The sequence below is a fragment of the Streptomyces ovatisporus genome, assembly GCF_042653885.1.
GTDB classification, from domain to species: domain Bacteria; phylum Actinomycetota; class Actinomycetes; order Streptomycetales; family Streptomycetaceae; genus Streptomyces; species Streptomyces ovatisporus.
Map to the genome: position 1 here is coordinate 82,009 of NZ_JBHSFH010000010.1, position 16,072 is coordinate 98,080.

The window sequence follows — 16,072 nt, forward strand, 5'->3', positions numbered from 1 at the left end:
CTGACTCCCGTAGCGATTGCAAGAGGAGGCTTTCAGCCAAACCCCTGAATCGATCTTGAACGGGCTGCTCGACAATGGACGATATTGCGGTCGGCCTATGCCAGGGGCGGGATACCGACCGACACCACTCCTCCGCCCAACCGGACGCGGAGCCAACCGCCAAGAAGGGCTCGTCATGGAACGCTACTTCACGGACCAACGCCATGAGCGTTTACGCACGGCGGTCCGGGAGTTCGCGAATCGAGAGGTCACACCCCGGATAGCGGAGATGGAGGCCGCAAGAACCGCCTCCGTCGACCTCTCCCGCCTCATCGCCCGGCAGGGCTGGATCGCCGCCACAGTACCCCCGGGCTACGGCGGCATGGGCGTGGGTCACCTCGGCAAGACAGTGGTGATCGAGGAACTCTCCAGAGTGAGCGGCGCGATGGGCGCCATGGTGCAGGCCTCCCAGCTCGGCGTCGCGAAGATCCTTCACTTCGGCAACGAAGAGCAAAAGAAGACCTGGTTACCGGCAATTGCCTCCGGCGAATGCCTCCCGACCATCGCCGTGACGGAGCACGAGTCCGGCGGTCACGTCCTCGGCATGACGTCCTCCGCCGTGCGCGACGGGGACGACTACGTCCTCAACGGCCGCAAGGTCTACGTCGGCAACAGCCACGTCGGAGACCTGCACGGCGTCGTCGTACGCACCGGCCCCGGCTCGAAGGGCCTCACCGCCTTCCTCGTGGAGACCGGCACCCCCGGCTTCTCCCTCGGCCGGCAGCGTCCCGCCATGGGCCTGCACGGCTTCAGCTTCGGCGAACTCGTCTTCGAGGACTGCCGGGTCCCGGCCGCCAACCGCCTCGGCGAGGAGGGCGACGGTCTGGCCGTGGCCTACTCCTCCAGCGTTCTGTACGGACGCGCCAACCTCACCGCGGTCTCCCTCGGCATACACCAGGCCATCCTCGACGAGACCACCGCCTTCTGCGGTGAACGCATGCGCTACGACGCCCCGTTGGCCGACCTCGGCTCCATCAAGCTCAAGCTGGGCCAGATGCAGTCGAGGCTGATGACCGCCCGGCTCGCGGCCTACCACGCCGTCCATCTGCTCGACCAGGGCAAGCAGTGCGACGCCGAACTGATGAACGCCAAGCTCGTCAACGTCGAGTACGCCCTGGACTCCGCACGCGACGCGATGGAGATCCACGCCGCCGCCGGCCTGTTCACCGACCGGCCGGTGGAGCGCTACCTGCGCGACGCACACCACATCTTCGCCCCGGCCGGAACGTCCGACATCCAGCGGCTGCGCCTGGGCGAGGTCGCACTCGGCACGGCGAAGGGCTCCTGGTCGCAGCGGCTCAGCGAACTCGTACGGTGCGAGCCCGAACCCACCGCCTGAGCGGAGACGGCCCGGGAGAGGGTCCGGCCTGAGGGTCCGGCGCGACCAGGACCGGACCCTCAGGAACTCCGGTGCTCCCGCCGGTGGATCTGCTCCACGAGGTCCGCGGCCATCGACTTGATCGTCTCCAGCCCCTGCCGTCCCCAGGGACGCGGCTCCTGGTCGACGACGCACACCGTGCCCAGGGCCATGCCCGTACGGTCGATCAGCGGGGCGCCGAGGTACGAGCGGATGCCTATCTCGTCGACGACCGGGTTCCCCGCGAAGCGCGGATAGTCGCAGACGTCCTCCAGGACCAGCGCCTTGCGCCGCACGATGACGTGCGGACAGTAGCCGTGGTCGCGCGCCATGACACGGCCGACCGATCCGCCCGCGCTCGCCGACGGGTCGAGTTCCACGGCCTGGTCGGCCCCGGGAGCGTAGAGACCGGCGAAGTACTGGTGGTCCTCCTCGATGAAGTTGACCATGGCATAAGGGGCACCGGTCACCCGCGCCAGATGGCGCGCGAAGTCGTCGAACTCCGGCACCGGGGCCTCACCGAGGCCCAACTCCCGCAGCCGCACGACCCTGTTGGGGGCCTCCGCGTCCTCGGGCGTGAGCAGGAGGTGACTGGTCGGGTCATAGGGCGTCGGTGCCATGGGAGCTCCCTGTGTTGAGAAGATGCTGGACGAGTGTGACGAGAACCTGTGTGGCGGAGCTGGCCTGCCTGGCATCGCAGAGCACCACCGGCACGTCGGGTTTGAGGTCGATCGCGGCGCGAACCTCGTCCGGCTCGTAGTGGTAGGAGTTGTCGAACTCGTTGACCGCGACGATGAACGTGATGCCGCGCCGCTCGAAGAAGTCCACGGCGGCGAAGCAGTGTTCGAGCCGCCGGGTGTCCGCGAGCACCACCGCGCCCAGCGCGCCCTCGGACAGTTCGTTCCACATGAACCAGAACCGCTCCTGGCCCGGCGTGCCGAAGAGGTAGAGCATGTGCGAGGCGCTGAGCGTGATGCGCCCGAAGTCCATGGCCACGGTCGTGGTGGCTTTGTTCTCGATCCCCTCGAGGCTGTCGGTTGCGGCGCTGACCTGCGTGAGCAGTTCCTCCGTGCTGAGCGGCTCGATCTCGCTCACAGCGCCGACGAAAGTGGTCTTGCCGACACCGAAGCCCCCGGCGATGAGGATTTTCAGCGCGGTCGGGAACGGATCGGCACGGCTCACTTCAGAGTCGTTTACGGAGCCCATCCAGCACCGCCTCCAGCAGTTCTCGATCAGTAGGGTCGGAAGAGAGCGGCGCGCGCCCAGGCGCGCGCGAGGTGATCGCTCCGCAGTTCACCAGGTCGGAGAGGAGCACCTTCGTGACCACTGCGGGCTGGGCGATCTGGGCGGCGATCTCGGCGACGGAGACGGGTCCGCCGCACAGTTGGAGCACATGGCTGTGGTCGGGACCGAGATAGCTGTGCGGGCGCTGCCCGGTGGCCATCACCATGGTGAGCAGGTCGAATTGGGCCGATGGCTTCGTACGACCGTTGCTCACGGTGTACGGGCGGACCAGCCGCCCCGCGTCGTCGTCGAGCCACGGCCCCTCTAACGGTTCCTGTCTCATCCGGCCGCCTCAGTGACCGGCCGGCTGCCGCGCCGGTGTCCCCAGGTACGGCCGGACGCTCTTGACGAGCATCGCCATCTCGTACCCGAGGACCGCGGCGTCCGCGTCGCGCCCGGCGAGCACGGCAAGACAGGCCCCCTGCCCGGCAGTCGAGACGAAGAGCAGCGAAGTGTCGAGCTCTACCACCACTTGACGCACCTCACCGCCGTCCCCGAACCGCACACCGGCGCTGCGTGCCAGCGAGTAGAGCCCGGAGGAGAGTGCCGCCATGTGGTCGGCGGTGTCCGTGTCCAGACCGTGTGCGGCCTTCACCAGGCCGTCCGAGGACAGCAGGAGCGCGCTGCGCGTGTGGGGCACGCGCTCCACGAGTCCGGTCAGGAGCCAGGAGAGGTCTGTCGTGTGTCCGATGGGGGCTTCGCTCACCATGATCGCGTTCTTCTCCTTCAGAGCGGGTACCGCAGAGCGGGCGGGACGGGGCCGAGCGGGGTCCTGTCCGCAGGCATTCGTGGTGGAGGGCGGCCCGGGCCCCATGTGCGCGGGGCCGCGGGCGCGTTGACCTCTTCGGGGGCCCTCTTCTGCGGGCCGGGTCCCGTGCCGGAAGCAGAGGTCGACTGCTGCTGCCTAACCGGCCGGACGGGGGACGTCGTCGCCGCCGGCGTCCTCGGCGAGGCTCATGCCGCGCCGGAACGCGGCCATCAGACCGGGATCGTGTCCCTGCGCCCTCTCGTCCCACTCGGCAGCGGCGCCGCCGTCGTGCCTGGCGGCCGGAGCCTCGCGGAGTTCGGGGACGAGGTGCTCCTGGCGGCGGCGCCTGGGGAGTTCGGGGCGCTCGCCGTTGCTCGCTCCGCGCGACGGGCCGGGGCCCGGGGCGGGGGCGGGGGTCTGCAGGGGTGGCTGCGGACCGGGCTGCGCGGAGGGCGCCGGCGGTACGGAACGGCCTGCGGACGGCGACGGGTGCTGGGGGCGTGCCGGCTGATGCTGGGGCAGGGGCTGCGACTCGCGACGCGTCCGGGACTGCGGACCGTTCTGCCCGGCCGCACCCTGCGGCGGGACCCCGCCGCCCTGTTCGGGCGCGGGCACGCGTGCGTGCTCCGGGGTCCCGGTTCGTACTCGCGGAAGTTCCGTCGTGTCACTGGACCCGGCCTCTGCCGGGCCGTACGGGCCGGAGGGGGCCGCCGCGGCCCCCACGCTCGCCGAACCGCCGCCCGCAGCAGCGGAGTTGGGGGTCCGCACCGCGGCTCCGGTGACGTTGCCGTTCTGCTGCGCGACGCTCCCGGACTCCTCGCCGAGGACCTCGCGCGGCAGCACGAGCACAGCCTGGATGCCGCCGTAGATGTTGCTCTGCAGCTGGACGACGATGCCGTGCCGCTGGGCGAGCGCCGAGACCACGAACAGTCCGATGCGCCCGTCCCGCAACAGCTCGCCCACGTCGATGCGTTCGGGGTCGGAGAGCACGGCGTTCATGCGGCTCTGCTCGGAGGCCGTCATCCCCAGGCCGCGGTCCTCGACCTCGATGGCCAGGCCGGCCGTCACATGCTGCGCGCGCAGCAGCACCTGGGTGTGCGGCGCGGAGAAGACCGTCGCGTTCTCCACGAGTTCGGCCAGGAGGTGGATGACGTCGGCCACGGCGTGACCGCGGAGAGTGCCCTCGATCGGAGGCACCAGCTTCACGCGGGGATAGTGTTCGACCTCCGCGATGGCGGAGCGCAGCACCTCGGTCATCGTGACCGGACGGCTCCACTGCCGGCGGGAGACCGCGCCGCCGAGCACGGCGAGGTTCTCCGCGTGCCGGCGGATGCGGGTGGCGAGGTGGTCGACGTGGAAGAGCCCCTTGAGCAGATCGGGGTCCTCGACCTGGTTCTCCAGATCGTCCAGCAGTTCGATCTCGCGGTGGACGAGGGACTGCAGCCGCCGGGCGAGGTTGACGAACACCTCGACCTTCTCCTCGTTGCCGCTGGAGTTGCTGCGGACGACCGCGGCGGCCTCGGCGACGGCCGACTCGGCCGAGTGCTGGGCGAGTTCGAGCTCGTGGGCGAGCCACTCGACGGCGTCGGCACGCTCGTCCGGCTCGGGAAGTGCGGGGTGCGGGCGGAGGCGCGGGCGGTCGCCCTGCTCCAGGCACAGCAGCAGTGACCGGATCTCGGAACGGCCCCGCGCCACGGAGCGGCGCAGCGCGGTGTGGCGTTCGAGTACGCGGCGGGCCTGGGAGGTCGCCGCGTAGGCGGCGCCGACGACGACGCCGCACACGAGTAAGAGCGTGCCCGCCAGCACGCTCCAGACCGCGGTGCCCTCGGCGTCCGGAGCGGGGGCGCCTGAGGCGTCCACGCCTCCTTCGACGCTCATCACGTACGCGACGACGGCGGCACCCGCGACGGCGACGACTCCCGCGGGCAGTACGGCGAGACGCACCAGGTGCCGCCGGAATGCTGCGTCGCTGGGGTTCTGACGTGCGGGGGCGCGGCCGTGCCGGCGCCGCGAGCCGTTGACCCCCGCCGCCGGCGCCCCGGGTGAGCCCTGGGCGGCCACGCCCTGCGACTCCGGAGAGGCGACCGGGAGCGGTGCCTTCCCGGGGTGGGACCCCTGGGAAGATGCGGGGCCGGACATATCCCTTCCTGTCTGGACCGCATGGCTCGGGGGTTCAGGCATCGGATTCCTCGGTTGAGTTGAGGTCTGGGCTTCCTCGAAGCACGATCACAGCGCGCGTCAGTTCGCTCTCACAGCGCTACGGTCACGCTAGCCCTCTCGGCAACCTGGCGCGGGTGCGGATGACATATTCGCCACCCTTCGCCAGCTCCTAACGAGTGAAGATCGACATCACCCGAGGGGGCATGGGCCAAGATCCTAACTGCCTTGCGGGGAGCGGCAGTTACCCTTCGAGACCGCCGGCGGACGACCGACCCGGCCCTCTGCCGCCGCTCCGGCCACCCGCTCCCGGCCGACGCTCCCCCGCCCTCCCCTCCCCGGCCTGCGGGTCTCTCCTCCCGGCCGGGGCCGGCGACCCCTTCGGCCTCCGCCCGCGACCCCGGCGGCACATGCAGGAAAGCCCTTCACTGACGGTGACCCGAACCGGCGGCGGGACCCGGAAAGGGAATCCCGGCCAACAGGGCAAGGCCGACATGCCCGGCCCCCGCAGCCGGACTGACGCAGGCATATGCGCCCCCTTGCGCGCCCCCGGCGCCTCCCCCTGAGCGCACCGGAATGCGTCCGGATTTCGACCTCGTTTTGGCTCACTTCCGACCCCCGGCAACCACCCCGGAAACCCCTCGGGTAGCCCTGCGCGCACAGAACGTGACTGCTTCGGGCGCACACTCTTCAGCCGGGATCACATGTCGTATCGTCGGCGGCGTCCGGGCACCAGCGAGCACCCGTGTACCGAAGGAGCATCCGTGAGCCAGCAGTCCGCCGAACCAACGCTGACCGGAGTGCGCAACTTCCGCGACCTCGGCGGGGTGCCGACGGCCGACGGGCGCCGGCTGCGCCACGGGGTGCTCTTCCGCAGCGGCCATCTCGCCCATGCGACGGACGAGGACGCGGCCTTCCTCAGCGGTCTCGGCCTGCACACGGTCTACGACTTCCGCAACTCCGCAGACCAGGCGCTCGAAGGCCCCGATGTCGAACTCCCGGGCGTGCGCTACGTGAACCTCCCCCTCAGCGACCCCGCGGACGGCGCCGAGTTCTGGAAGATGGTCCGCGACGGCGAGCTCGACCAGCTGCGCATGGTCCTCTCCGACGGTCGGGGCGCAGCCCGGATGATCGATTCGTACCGTTCCATCATCAAGGGACGCACCGCCGAGCACAGCCGGATCCTGCACGAGCTCGCCGACGGCCGCGTGCCCGCCCTCATGCACTGCGCCGCGGGCAAGGACCGCGCCGGTCTGTCGGTCGCGGTGACGCTCATGGCCCTCGGTGTGGAGAAGGAGGCCATCGAGGCCGACTACCTGGAGTCCAACTCCCCGCACCGCCGCTACAAGATGTACCGGAGCGAGAAGTCGCGGGCCGGCATGTCGCCCGAGGTGCTGGAACTGCTCTCACCGCTCTTCGACGCCCGCCCGACCTACCTCGCCGCGGCCCTCACCACCATCGACGACACCTGGGGCGGCGTCGAGAAGTACCTCTCCGAGGGTCTCGGGCTCGGCGCCGCCACCCGTGAACGTCTGCGGGACCGGCTGCTGGAGGACGACTGAGGCAGGGCGGGCGGTCAGCGATTGGCGACCGCCTGCTTGACGAGGTTGCGCCCGAAGTCCCACAGCAGCCCGCCACCGTTGTGTGCCTCGTCCATGATCTCTTTGAAGGCGGTCACGAATCGCTCGGCCTCCGGCTCACCGATCACCAGCGGCGGAGTCAGCTTGATGACTTCCAGCTCGTCGCCCGAGACCTGGGTGAGGATGCGGTGCCGCTGCATCAGCGGTACGACCACCATCTGCGCGAAGAGTCCCTTGCGTGCCGCCTGCAGCATCGACCAGCGCCCGCGCAGCGACAGCGACTTGGGCCTGCCGAACTCGATGCCGGTCATCAGCCCGCGGCCCCGTACCTCGTGCAGCATCTCGTAGTCGCCCACGAGCGCCGAGAGCCTGCTGCGCAGGAGGTCGCCGGTGCGCCGCGACTTCGCGACCAGGTTCTCGCTCTCCAGCACGTGAAGGGTGGCCAGACCGGCGGCCATGGCTTGTGCGTTGGAGCCGAAGCTGGCCGAGTGCACCTGCACCCGGTCCATCGACGAGTAGACCTTCTTGAAGATCCATTCCTTGCCGAGTGTCGCTCCGACCGGAACGTATCCACCTGAGAGTGCCTTTGCCACGCACACCAGGTCGGGCTCGGCGCCGGCCTCGTGCTGGTAGGCGAAGAAGTCGCCGGTACGGCCCAGCCCCGTCTGCACCTCGTCAGCGATCAGCAACGCGCCGTGGCGGCGCAGCAGTTCACCGGCCGAGGTCAGATATCCGGGTGGCGCTGCGTGCACGCCCTTGCCCTGGATGGGTTCCACGATGAGCGCCGCCACGTCACCGCGCCTCAACTCCCGCTCCAGGGCGTCCAGATCGCCCAGGGGGATCGCGGTGTCGGGCAGCAGCGGATCGAACCCGCGGCGGAAGGACGTCTCGCCGTTGACGGAGAGCGAACCGGTCGTCAACCCGTGGAACGCGTGGTCGCAGTAGAGGATCCGGGACCGTCCCGTGGCGTAGCGGGCGAACTTCAGCGCCGTCTCGACGGATTCGGTTCCGCTGTTTCCGAAGAAGACCCGCTCCATGCCGGGCGCCAGGCTGAGCAGCTTCTCGGCGAGCAGCCCCGGCAGCGGGGGGCAGTCGAAGCGGGTCAGGTCGGCGAGCTGTGCGTCCAGGGCCTGGTGCAGAGCACGGCGGACGACGGGATGGTTCCGTCCGAGCCCCATCACGCCGAAGCCGGCGAGCATGTCGATGTACTCGTGGCCCTCGGCGTCGTAGAGGAATGCGCCCTCGGCTCTTTCGTAGACCTTGTCGAAGCCGATCGTGCGCAGCATGCGCGGCAGTTGGTGGTTCAGGTGTCGTGTGTGCAGTTCGTAGCGTTCGGCTCCGCGCTCCGCCAGAAGTGCGTTGAGGTCGAAGTCGCTCAATGCCCCGGCCCTCTTCTCGTGTTCGTCGGCTGTTCTTCGGGTTGCGGAAGTGGTCCGCGGCGCACGGGGCCGTGCCGGTCACGCGCGTGCGGTCTCCCGCGCGGCTCGCAGCGACTCCTTCAGCGAGCCCATCGTGGCCAGCACGGCGGTGGGCTCGTAGCCGCAGTGCGCCATGCAGTTGGCGCAGCGGGCGTCGCGGCCCCGGCCGTACGCCTCCCAGTCCGTCTCCTCGATGAGCTCCTTGTACGTGGGCACGTAGCCGTCGCTCATGAGATAGCAGGGCCGCTGCCAGCCGAAGAGCGAGTAGTTGGGAATGGCCCAGGCGGTGCAGGGGAAGTCGGCCTTGCCTTCGAGGAAGTCGAGGAAGAGCGGACTGTGATTGAGCCGCCAGCGGCGCCGGTTGCCGCCGGAGAACGCCTTGCGGAACAGCTCCCGGGTCTGCTCGACGCCCAGGAAGTGCTCCTGGTCAGGGGCCTTTTCGTAGGCATAGGCGGGCGAGATCATCATCTCGTCGACCTTCAGCTCGTCGTTGAGGTAGTCGAGCACCTCGATGATGGTCTGCGGCGTGTCGGTGTTGAAGAAGGTGGAGTTGGTGGTGACCCGGAATCCGCGCCGTCTGGCTTCCTTCATCGCCTCCACGGCCTCGTCGAAGACGCCCTCCTTGGCGACGGATTCGTCGTGCCGTTCCCTGAGCCCGTCGATGTGCACGGCGAAGGCGAAATAACGCGACGGCGTGAACTCGTCCATCTTCTTTCGCAGCAGCATGGCATTGGTGCACAGGAAGACGTATTTCTTCTTCGCCACCAACTGCCGGACGATTTCCCCGATCTGGGGGTGCATGAGCGGCTCTCCCCCGGCGATGGAGACCATCGGGGCGCCGGATTCCATCACGGCCCCCACCGCCTGTGCCACCGGCATCCGCTGCTTGAGCACTCCGGCGGGGTGCTGGATCTTTCCGCATCCCTCACACTTGAGGTTGCAGGCGAACAGTGGCTCCAGCTCCACGATCAACGGGAACTTCTCGCGGCCGCGCAGCTTCTGCTGAAAGAGATAGCTGCCGATTCGGACGGTCTGACGCAGAGGCATGGCCATGACTCGCTCACCTCCAGGGGAGCAGCAAGGATCGGTGCCATTCGAGGAATGCGGGCAGAATGCCGCGGAGTACGCGGAATGCAGATATTCCACCTCGCAGTGTCCCGAGACGGATCAGTTCATGTCCTGGCGCGTCGACCACCACCCGTACGGCCGCAACCGGACGCCGCAGCGCCGCCACGGACGGACGGACTCCGTCCCCCTCCCCTCCGGCACCGGTTCCGGGCACAGGCGCGGGCGCGGGCGGCCCGGGCACGGCTCGGAGCGTCGCCGTACGGAGGGTGGCGGCCGACTCCATGTCGACGGCCACCGCTCCAGTCGCCGAGTGCAGTGCCGCACGTGCGGTCCCCCGCACGACGTGTGCGGACCCCGCGAGGGGCCCGGTGTGGACCGTCCCGTACTGCCGCAGGGCCTGGGCCAGCCGGTCGGTCCCGGCGCACTCCGTACGCCCCGACGCGTCCCTCGTCTCCTCGGCCACGACGAGATCGCCGGGATGCATGCCGGGGACGAGGCCCGCGCAGAAGCCCGTCGCCACCACGGCGGTGCCGCCCTCCTCGGGCTCGTCGCGCAGGGCGGACGCCACTGCCCGTCCGGCCGCTTCCGGCCCCATTCCCGTACGCAGCACCGTGACCGGGCCCGCGGCACCGTGGGCGACCGCGGCGGAGCGCCGCAGCGCGAGCCGTTCGATGCCCAGTGCGCATGCGATCAGCAGCGGGCCATGGTCGCCCGGGAGCGTCATCCGGCGTCCTGTCGCCCGAGACCGGCGCCACCGGAGCCGTGCAGATAACGCCCGAGCGCGGTGAGCGGGAAGACCATGCGGTACAGGTGGTAGTTGATCGAGAAGTCCCATGGGAAGCCGGTGCCGGTGAAGTGCGGCTCGTCCCAGGAGCCGTCCTCCCGCTGGTTGTGCGCGAGCCAGCTGATTCCCTGCTCGACGGCCAGGGACTCCCGCTCCCCCGCCGCGAGCAGCGCCAGCAGCGCCCAGCCGGTCTGCGACGCCGTGGAGGTGCCGCGACCGGCCCATTCGCGCTCCGGCAGGTAGGAGCGCAGGTCCTCACCCCAGCCGCCGTCCTCGTTCTGGACGCTCTCCAGCCAGCCGACGGCACGCCGGATCGCCGGGTGTGCGACGGGCAGCCCCGCCGCGACGAGGGCGGGCACCACCGCACCTGTGCCGTACACGTAGTTGACGCCCCAGCGGCCGAACCAGGCGCCGCTGACCTCCTGTTCGGCAAGCAGCCACTCGACTCCCCTGCGTACGCGCGGATCGTCGCGGTGGCCCTCGTCGGCGAGCATCTCCACCACGTGGGCGGTGACGTCGGCGGACGGAGGGTCGATGACTTCGCCGAAGTCGCAGAAGGGCAGCCGGTTGGGGAAGGGGCTGTCGTTGTCGGCGTCGAAGGCACCCCAGGCGCCGTTCCCGGACTGCATGCCCAGCGTCCATCGCACGGCCCTGCGTACGGCGGTGTCCACTCGTGCCTGGTCCCGGTGGCGGACCCGGCGGAGCGCGAGAACGACCTCGGCGGTGTCGTCGGTGTCCGGGTAGTTGTCGTTGTGGAACTCGAACGCCCAGCCGCCGGGCTGGAGTCGGGGTCTGCGTACGGACCAGTCCCCCGGCCGTACGACCTGCTCCCCCAGCATCCAGTCGGCCGCCTTGAGCAACGCGGGGTGGTCCGGGGGCAGTCCGGCGTCGGCGAGGGCGATGGTGGCGAGGCACGTGTCCCACACAGGTGACTGGCACGCCTCCACCATGCGCCGCGCACCGGTCTCCTCCCCTGACGCGCCGCCCTCGCCGGATGAGCCTTCGTAGCGGACGGTGAAGCGGTCCAGGGACTCCAGCCCGGCCCGCATGACGGGGTGGTCCAGGTCGTATCCGAGGAGGTGCAGGGCGATCAGCGAGTAGACGGCGGGGGGCTGGATGCCGCCCCAGCAGCCGTCGTTCTCCTGGCGTTCGACGATCCAGCGCGCGGCGCTTCTCAGCGCTGCCCTGCGCAGGGGCACGGACGCGACTCTGCGGTACGCGTGCATCGCACGGTCCAGGCGCTGGAAGACACCGTCCCAGCTGGCCCACGCGGCCATCCGCTGCGGCGGGGCGGGGAGGGAGGGATCGCGGTGCAACTCGTCGAGCGGGAAGGGCCGGGCACGCACGGGCCGCTTGGCGGAGACGACGGTGAGCGGCACGATCGTCTGCCGCGCCCAGCAGGCGAAGTCGTAGATGTTGAGGGGGAACCACTTCGGGAAGTAGATGATCTCCGGCGGCAGTTCGGGGAGGTCCTCCCAGCGCCACCAGCCGAAGAGCGCCAGCCAGATCCGCGTGAAGATCCGGGTGGAGGCGATGCCGCCGCGTTCCCGTACCCAGGCGGAGGCACGGGCCATGTGCGGCTCGTCGGGGGCGTCCCCCGCCAGTCGCAGTGCGACGTACGCCTCGACGGTGGTGGAGAGGTCGCCGGGACCGCCGTGGAACGTCGCCCAGGTGCCGTCCGTGCGCTGCTGGGAGCGGACGAACCCGGCGGCCTCTTCGGTGGTGCGCCGGTCCCGGATGCCGAGGAACTCACGCAGCAGCAGATCCTCGGCGTCCATGGTGACGTTGGTCTCCAGGTCCCCCTTCCACCAGCCCTGGGCGTCCTGCCTGGCGAGGAGGTTGTCGGCCGCGAGCCGGGCCGCACGTTCCGCCTGCGCCGCCAGGCCGTCGCCCCGCGCGGGGCCGGCGTCGGACTCCGCGGAGAGCAGGGCCGCGCCCGCGCCGCCGTACCCCTGAGGCGGTTTCGGAGGGGAGAGTGGACGGGCCGCCGCGGCCCCTGTGCTGCCGTCGGTTGTCGCTGTCATCTCTTTCCCTTCCGAAGGGTCCGTCCGGGGAGAATGTTGTTGTGCGGGTGGCGGCCGGCCGCAGCCCGTGAGGACCACGGCCGGTCTGTCATCGCCGGCGTACGACGACGAAGTCGGCCAGCGCGGTCAGCTGCGCGCGTACGTGGGCCGGCATGTCGACGGGCTCGAGCGCGGCGAGTGCTGTGCTGTGCTGGCGCTTCGCCTCCTGGGAGGTCCATTCGCGGCCTCCGGCCTCCTCGATGAGGGCGGCACGTGCGGCGAACTCCGCCTCGTCGAAGTCCTCGAACTCGGCCTGGCTCTTCTTGGCGTCGGCCGCCATCAGCTGCGCCAGCTCGGCGGCTGCGGGTTCGGCGGAGGCGAGCGCGGCCACCACGGGCAGCGACTTCTTGCGCTGACGCAGGTCGCTCCACGTCTGCTTGCCGGTGGCTTCGGGATCGCCCCAGATGCCCAGCAGGTCGTCGACGGCCTGGAAGGCGAGGCCGAGGTGGTAGCCGTAGGACTCCAGCGCGTCGGCTGTCCGGTCGTCGGCGCCGCCCAGCACCGCGCCGATGGAGACGGCGCAGGCCAGCAGGGCGCCGGTCTTGTTGCCTTCCATCTCCAGGCACTCCTCGACCGTGACGCGCTCACGGTGCTCGTAGGAGATGTCCTGCGCCTGTCCGTCGATGAGCCTGCGGCTGGCCCTCGTCAGGCGCCGCGTCGCGCGGCCGGCCTCGGCGGTGGCAGGCTCCAGCAGTATTTCGTTGGCGAGGGCGAAGAGGGCGTCGCCGACGAGTACGGCCTGCGCCGGGCCGTGCACCTTCCACACCGTGTCGCGGTGACGGCGCTGCTCGTCGCCGTCCATCAAGTCGTCGTGCAGCAGCGAGAAGTTGTGCACCAGCTCGACGGCGACCGCGCCGGGCAGACCCGTCTCCGGGGCTGCGCCCGCGACTTCCGCCGAGAGCAGGGCCAGTGCGGGACGTACGGCTTTGCCGCCGTCCGCGTCGGAAGGCCGGCCCGCCGCGTCGATCCACCCGAAGTGGTACGCCGCGACCGTGTCCATCGGCGGGGCGAGACGGGCCACGGCGGCGCGCAGCACTGGAGTCGCGAGCCTGCGCCCGCGTTCCAGCAGAGCGCTGACGCTCGTGTCGTCGACGACGGTGTTCTGGTTCGCCGTGGTCACGGGCTCTCCTCCGGGGTCTTCGCCGTTCGTCCTGGTGCCTGTGGCATCGAGGCTGGTCATGCCACCGCCCTTCCTTCGGTGCCGGGCACCGCTTCGTTGTCGTACGGACGGCCCATGGCGGCGAGGGCTTCCCGGGCAGCGGTCATGCCACTCCGTACGGCGCCTTCCATGGTCGCTGGCCAGCCAGTATCGGTCCAAGCTCCGGCGAGGCAGACACCGGGCGCCCTTGTACGGGCTCCGGGGCGCAGCCGCCCCACCCCCGGGCAGGGGTCGAACGTGGCCGTACGCTCCCGCGTCACGAAGAAATCGCGGACGCGGGCGCCCCGCGCGGCGGGCAGCATCCGTGCGAGTTCGGGGAGGCAGCGCTCGCGCAGTACGCCCACGGGCAGGTCGATCTCCTCGTGCGCGGCCGACTGGGAGACGGCGAGGTACTGACCGCTGTCGATCCCGGACGGGCCTGTGCGGTCGAAGATCCACTGAAGCGGGGAGCCGAGCGCTGCGAAGAACGGGCGGCGCAGCACCCGGCGATCGTAGATCACGTGCAGGTTCACGATGGGCGCGGTTCCGATGTCGAGGAGGCGCCTGCGGTCCGCCAGCGCCCCGTCGGGAAGCAGGTCGTGGGCCTCGCGCTGCGGTACGGCCAGCACGACGGCGTCGGCTTCGTGGTCCAGCGGCGGCGCCTGCCCGTGTACGACGCTCACGCGCCAGCCGCCCTTCTCCCCGGCGGTGACGGAGCGGGCCCTGGACTGGGTGACGGTCCGGACGCCTGCGGCGTCCAGCGCGGCGCGGGTGAGGGTGTCGTGCAGATGGCCGAGCGGTACGCGTGAGAGGCCGATGTCGGCGGCGCCCGGCTCGGAGAGCAGACCCGTCTTGAAGACCATTGCCGCCAGCCCCATGGACGCGTCCCGTGCCCGGGCGTTGAGCGTCGCGGTGCCGACGAGGTCCCACAGCGCCTGGACCGCACGCTCGCTCTGGCCGTGTCGGTGCAGCCAGGTGGCGAAGTCGACGCCGTCCAGCGCGGGATCGGCCGGGTCCAGCTTCCGCAGCGCGAGTGCGGCGCGGCAGGCGGCGAGCCGCTCCGCCGGGGAGAGGTGACGGTAGGCGGCAAGGCTTCCGGCCAGGTGCAGAGGTACGGGGAGAGCGGCGCGGCGCAGCCGTCCCGGCCTGGGCCGCTCATGCGCGGCGTCCAGTACGGATACGTCCAACCGCCGCTGCAGCGGGGCGAGTTCACGTGCGCCGATCCGTTCCAGGAACCAGTTGTACGCGGTGCAGCAGCGCAGGTGCACGTGCTGGCCGTTGTCGACGCTCAGTGCTCCCGCGGGTGAGTCGCGCCGGAAGGAGAAGGCCAGCCCGCCCAGCCGCGGCCGGGCTTCGAAGAGGGTGGTCGCCACACCGGCGCCCGCCAGCTTCAGCGCAGCCGTGGCCCCCGCGAGGCCTCCGCCGATCACGACGGCCCGGCGGTGCTCCGCGCCGCCGCGGTGCCCGGCGGTCGTCCGCATGTCCGTTCCCGTCATGTGTGCGCGCTCCGCCGTGCGGCCTGCCGCGCGTCGACACCGGAGAGGCCGCGCACGGCCACGTACGCCTTCTGCCTGCTCGGGAGCGAGACGCGGCGGCGGAGCACGGCGTACGGGTCGGCGGCGATGCGGTCCAGGAGACGCTGGTAGATCCCGGCCATGGCGGCGACGCACGCACCCGATCTGCGGTCGAGGAGCGGAAGCAGGCGGTAGCCGTGGCCGAACAGGGCGCGGGCACGCTGCACCTCATGGTGCATCAGGCCGCGGAAGTCGCCCTCTGAAGGAACGTCCCTGCTGGGGAAGTCGGGCGAGCAGCCGAACTTCTCCAGGTCCTCCGCGGGCAGGTACGTACGCCCGTGGTCGGCGTCCTCCCTCAGGTCCCTGAGGATGTTGGTGAGCTGGAGCGCGAGGCCGAGGGTGTCGGCGTACTCGGAGGCCCGGGTCACGTCCCGCACCCCCGGGAGGGTGCCGAACACCCCGAGCGAGAGGCGCCCGATCGCTCCGGCCACGCAACGGCAGTAGACCTCCAGTTCCTCCCAGCTGCCGTAGGTGGTGCCGCGTACGTCCAGCAGGACGCCGTCGATCAGTTCGTCGAGGCCGCCGAGCGGCAGCGGATAGCGGCGCGCCGCGTCGCTGAGGGCCACGGCGACGGGATCGGTGTCGTCCTCCGCGATGCCGTCCGAACGGATCCTCTCCAGAAGCTGCCGGGTCGCCTCCAGCCGTGACTCCTTGACGGAGCGTTCGAGGGGGCCGTCGCCGATGTCGTCGACGCGCCGCGAGAACGCGTAGAGCGCGGACATCGCCCGTCGTTTCCCGGTCGGCAGCAGCCGGATGCCGTAGGCGAAGTTGCGGGCCTGCTGGCCCGTGACGGACTCGCAGTAGCTGTACGCGGCAGCCACCGCCGGCGGCGCGTGCAGTACGGGCCGGGCTCTGTCCACGG

14 protein-coding genes are annotated in these 16,072 nt (G+C 70.7%); 2 read left to right on the plus strand and 12 right to left on the minus strand.

Features of this window, described 5'->3' with window-relative positions; all coding sequences use genetic code 11:
* Positions 1 to 175: 175 nt before the first annotated feature.
* On the plus strand, positions 176 to 1,378 hold the full coding sequence (locus ACFPA8_RS18110; RefSeq protein ID WP_386449722.1) for an acyl-CoA dehydrogenase family protein: 1,203 nt from the start codon (positions 176 to 178) through the stop codon (positions 1,376 to 1,378).
* A gap of 59 nt (positions 1,379 to 1,437) precedes the next feature.
* Here ACFPA8_RS18110 and ACFPA8_RS18115 read toward each other — a convergent pair whose 3' ends face one another.
* From ACFPA8_RS18115 to ACFPA8_RS18135, 5 genes are all read right to left on the minus strand, one after another.
* Positions 1,438 to 2,016, minus strand: coding sequence for a GAF domain-containing protein (locus ACFPA8_RS18115; RefSeq protein ID WP_386449724.1), 579 nt, complete (start codon positions 2,014 to 2,016; stop codon positions 1,438 to 1,440).
* Entirely contained in the window at positions 1,997 to 2,602 is a 606-nt protein-coding gene (locus ACFPA8_RS18120; RefSeq protein ID WP_386449726.1) for a GTP-binding protein, read from the minus strand. The genes ACFPA8_RS18115 and ACFPA8_RS18120 overlap by 20 nt, the downstream gene beginning before the upstream one ends.
* Entirely contained in the window at positions 2,580 to 2,963 is a 384-nt protein-coding gene (locus ACFPA8_RS18125) for a DUF742 domain-containing protein (RefSeq protein ID WP_386449727.1), read from the minus strand. The genes ACFPA8_RS18120 and ACFPA8_RS18125 overlap by 23 nt, the downstream gene beginning before the upstream one ends.
* 9 nt (positions 2,964 to 2,972) lie before the next feature.
* Entirely contained in the window at positions 2,973 to 3,389 is a 417-nt protein-coding gene (locus ACFPA8_RS18130) for a roadblock/LC7 domain-containing protein (protein ID WP_045864578.1), read from the minus strand.
* Positions 3,390 to 3,584: 195 nt separating this feature from the next.
* The gene (locus ACFPA8_RS18135; RefSeq protein WP_386449730.1) at positions 3,585 to 5,567 is read right to left on the minus strand and encodes a sensor histidine kinase; all 1,983 of its coding nucleotides are present in this window, start codon (positions 5,565 to 5,567) and stop codon (positions 3,585 to 3,587) included.
* A gap of 782 nt (positions 5,568 to 6,349) precedes the next feature.
* On the opposite strand from ACFPA8_RS18135, the gene ACFPA8_RS18140 reads away from it, so the two are divergent.
* Positions 6,350 to 7,147, plus strand: a complete 798-nt coding sequence (locus tag ACFPA8_RS18140; RefSeq protein ID WP_386449732.1) for a tyrosine-protein phosphatase — start codon at positions 6,350 to 6,352, stop codon at positions 7,145 to 7,147.
* A 14-nt stretch (positions 7,148 to 7,161) separates the two neighbouring features.
* On the opposite strand, the gene ACFPA8_RS18145 is transcribed toward ACFPA8_RS18140, so the two are convergent.
* The 7 genes from ACFPA8_RS18145 to hpnD form a co-directional block, all read right to left on the minus strand.
* Complete coding sequence (locus tag ACFPA8_RS18145) at positions 7,162 to 8,544, minus strand: aspartate aminotransferase family protein (protein WP_386449734.1); 1,383 nt, start codon at positions 8,542 to 8,544, stop codon at positions 7,162 to 7,164.
* Between the two features lie 78 nt (positions 8,545 to 8,622).
* The gene (hpnH, locus tag ACFPA8_RS18150) at positions 8,623 to 9,636 is read right to left on the minus strand and encodes an adenosyl-hopene transferase HpnH (protein WP_386449736.1); all 1,014 of its coding nucleotides are present in this window, start codon (positions 9,634 to 9,636) and stop codon (positions 8,623 to 8,625) included.
* A 7-nt stretch (positions 9,637 to 9,643) separates the two neighbouring features.
* The gene (locus ACFPA8_RS18155; protein WP_386449738.1) at positions 9,644 to 10,375 is read right to left on the minus strand and encodes a phosphorylase family protein; all 732 of its coding nucleotides are present in this window, start codon (positions 10,373 to 10,375) and stop codon (positions 9,644 to 9,646) included.
* Entirely contained in the window at positions 10,372 to 12,459 is a 2,088-nt protein-coding gene (gene shc, locus ACFPA8_RS18160) for a squalene--hopene cyclase (protein ID WP_386449740.1), read from the minus strand. Before shc ends, ACFPA8_RS18155 begins: the two co-directional genes overlap by 4 nt.
* 88 nt (positions 12,460 to 12,547) lie before the next feature.
* Positions 12,548 to 13,678 (minus strand): polyprenyl synthetase family protein, encoded by a 1,131-nt coding sequence (locus ACFPA8_RS18165; RefSeq protein ID WP_386449742.1) that lies wholly within the window; start codon positions 13,676 to 13,678, stop codon positions 12,548 to 12,550.
* The gene (hpnE, locus tag ACFPA8_RS18170) at positions 13,675 to 15,132 is read right to left on the minus strand and encodes a hydroxysqualene dehydroxylase HpnE (RefSeq protein WP_386449744.1); all 1,458 of its coding nucleotides are present in this window, start codon (positions 15,130 to 15,132) and stop codon (positions 13,675 to 13,677) included. The genes ACFPA8_RS18165 and hpnE overlap by 4 nt, the downstream gene beginning before the upstream one ends.
* On the minus strand, positions 15,129 to 16,070 hold the full coding sequence (gene hpnD, locus ACFPA8_RS18175) for a presqualene diphosphate synthase HpnD (protein WP_386449746.1): 942 nt from the start codon (positions 16,068 to 16,070) through the stop codon (positions 15,129 to 15,131). The genes hpnE and hpnD overlap by 4 nt, the downstream gene beginning before the upstream one ends.
* Positions 16,071 to 16,072 lie beyond the last annotated feature (2 nt).

Excerpts from the sequence above, each read along its gene's own strand:
- ACFPA8_RS18110 (WP_386449722.1), top strand. The coding sequence starts at position 176 with ATGGAACGCTACTTCACGGACCAACGCCATGAGCGTTTACGCACGGCG.
- ACFPA8_RS18115 (WP_386449724.1), bottom strand. The coding sequence starts at position 2,016 with ATGGCACCGACGCCCTATGACCCGACCAGTCACCTCCTGCTCACGCCC.
- ACFPA8_RS18120 (WP_386449726.1), bottom strand. The coding sequence starts at position 2,602 with ATGGGCTCCGTAAACGACTCTGAAGTGAGCCGTGCCGATCCGTTCCCG.
- ACFPA8_RS18125 (WP_386449727.1), bottom strand. The coding sequence starts at position 2,963 with ATGAGACAGGAACCGTTAGAGGGGCCGTGGCTCGACGACGACGCGGGG.
- ACFPA8_RS18130 (WP_045864578.1), bottom strand. The coding sequence starts at position 3,389 with ATGGTGAGCGAAGCCCCCATCGGACACACGACAGACCTCTCCTGGCTC.
- ACFPA8_RS18135 (WP_386449730.1), bottom strand. The coding sequence starts at position 5,567 with ATGTCCGGCCCCGCATCTTCCCAGGGGTCCCACCCCGGGAAGGCACCG.
- hpnH (WP_386449736.1), bottom strand. The coding sequence starts at position 9,636 with ATGGCCATGCCTCTGCGTCAGACCGTCCGAATCGGCAGCTATCTCTTT.
- ACFPA8_RS18155 (WP_386449738.1), bottom strand. The coding sequence starts at position 10,375 with ATGACGCTCCCGGGCGACCATGGCCCGCTGCTGATCGCATGCGCACTG.
- shc (WP_386449740.1), bottom strand. The coding sequence starts at position 12,459 with ATGACAGCGACAACCGACGGCAGCACAGGGGCCGCGGCGGCCCGTCCA.
- ACFPA8_RS18165 (WP_386449742.1), bottom strand. The coding sequence starts at position 13,678 with ATGACCAGCCTCGATGCCACAGGCACCAGGACGAACGGCGAAGACCCC.
- hpnE (WP_386449744.1), bottom strand. The coding sequence starts at position 15,132 with ATGACGGGAACGGACATGCGGACGACCGCCGGGCACCGCGGCGGCGCG.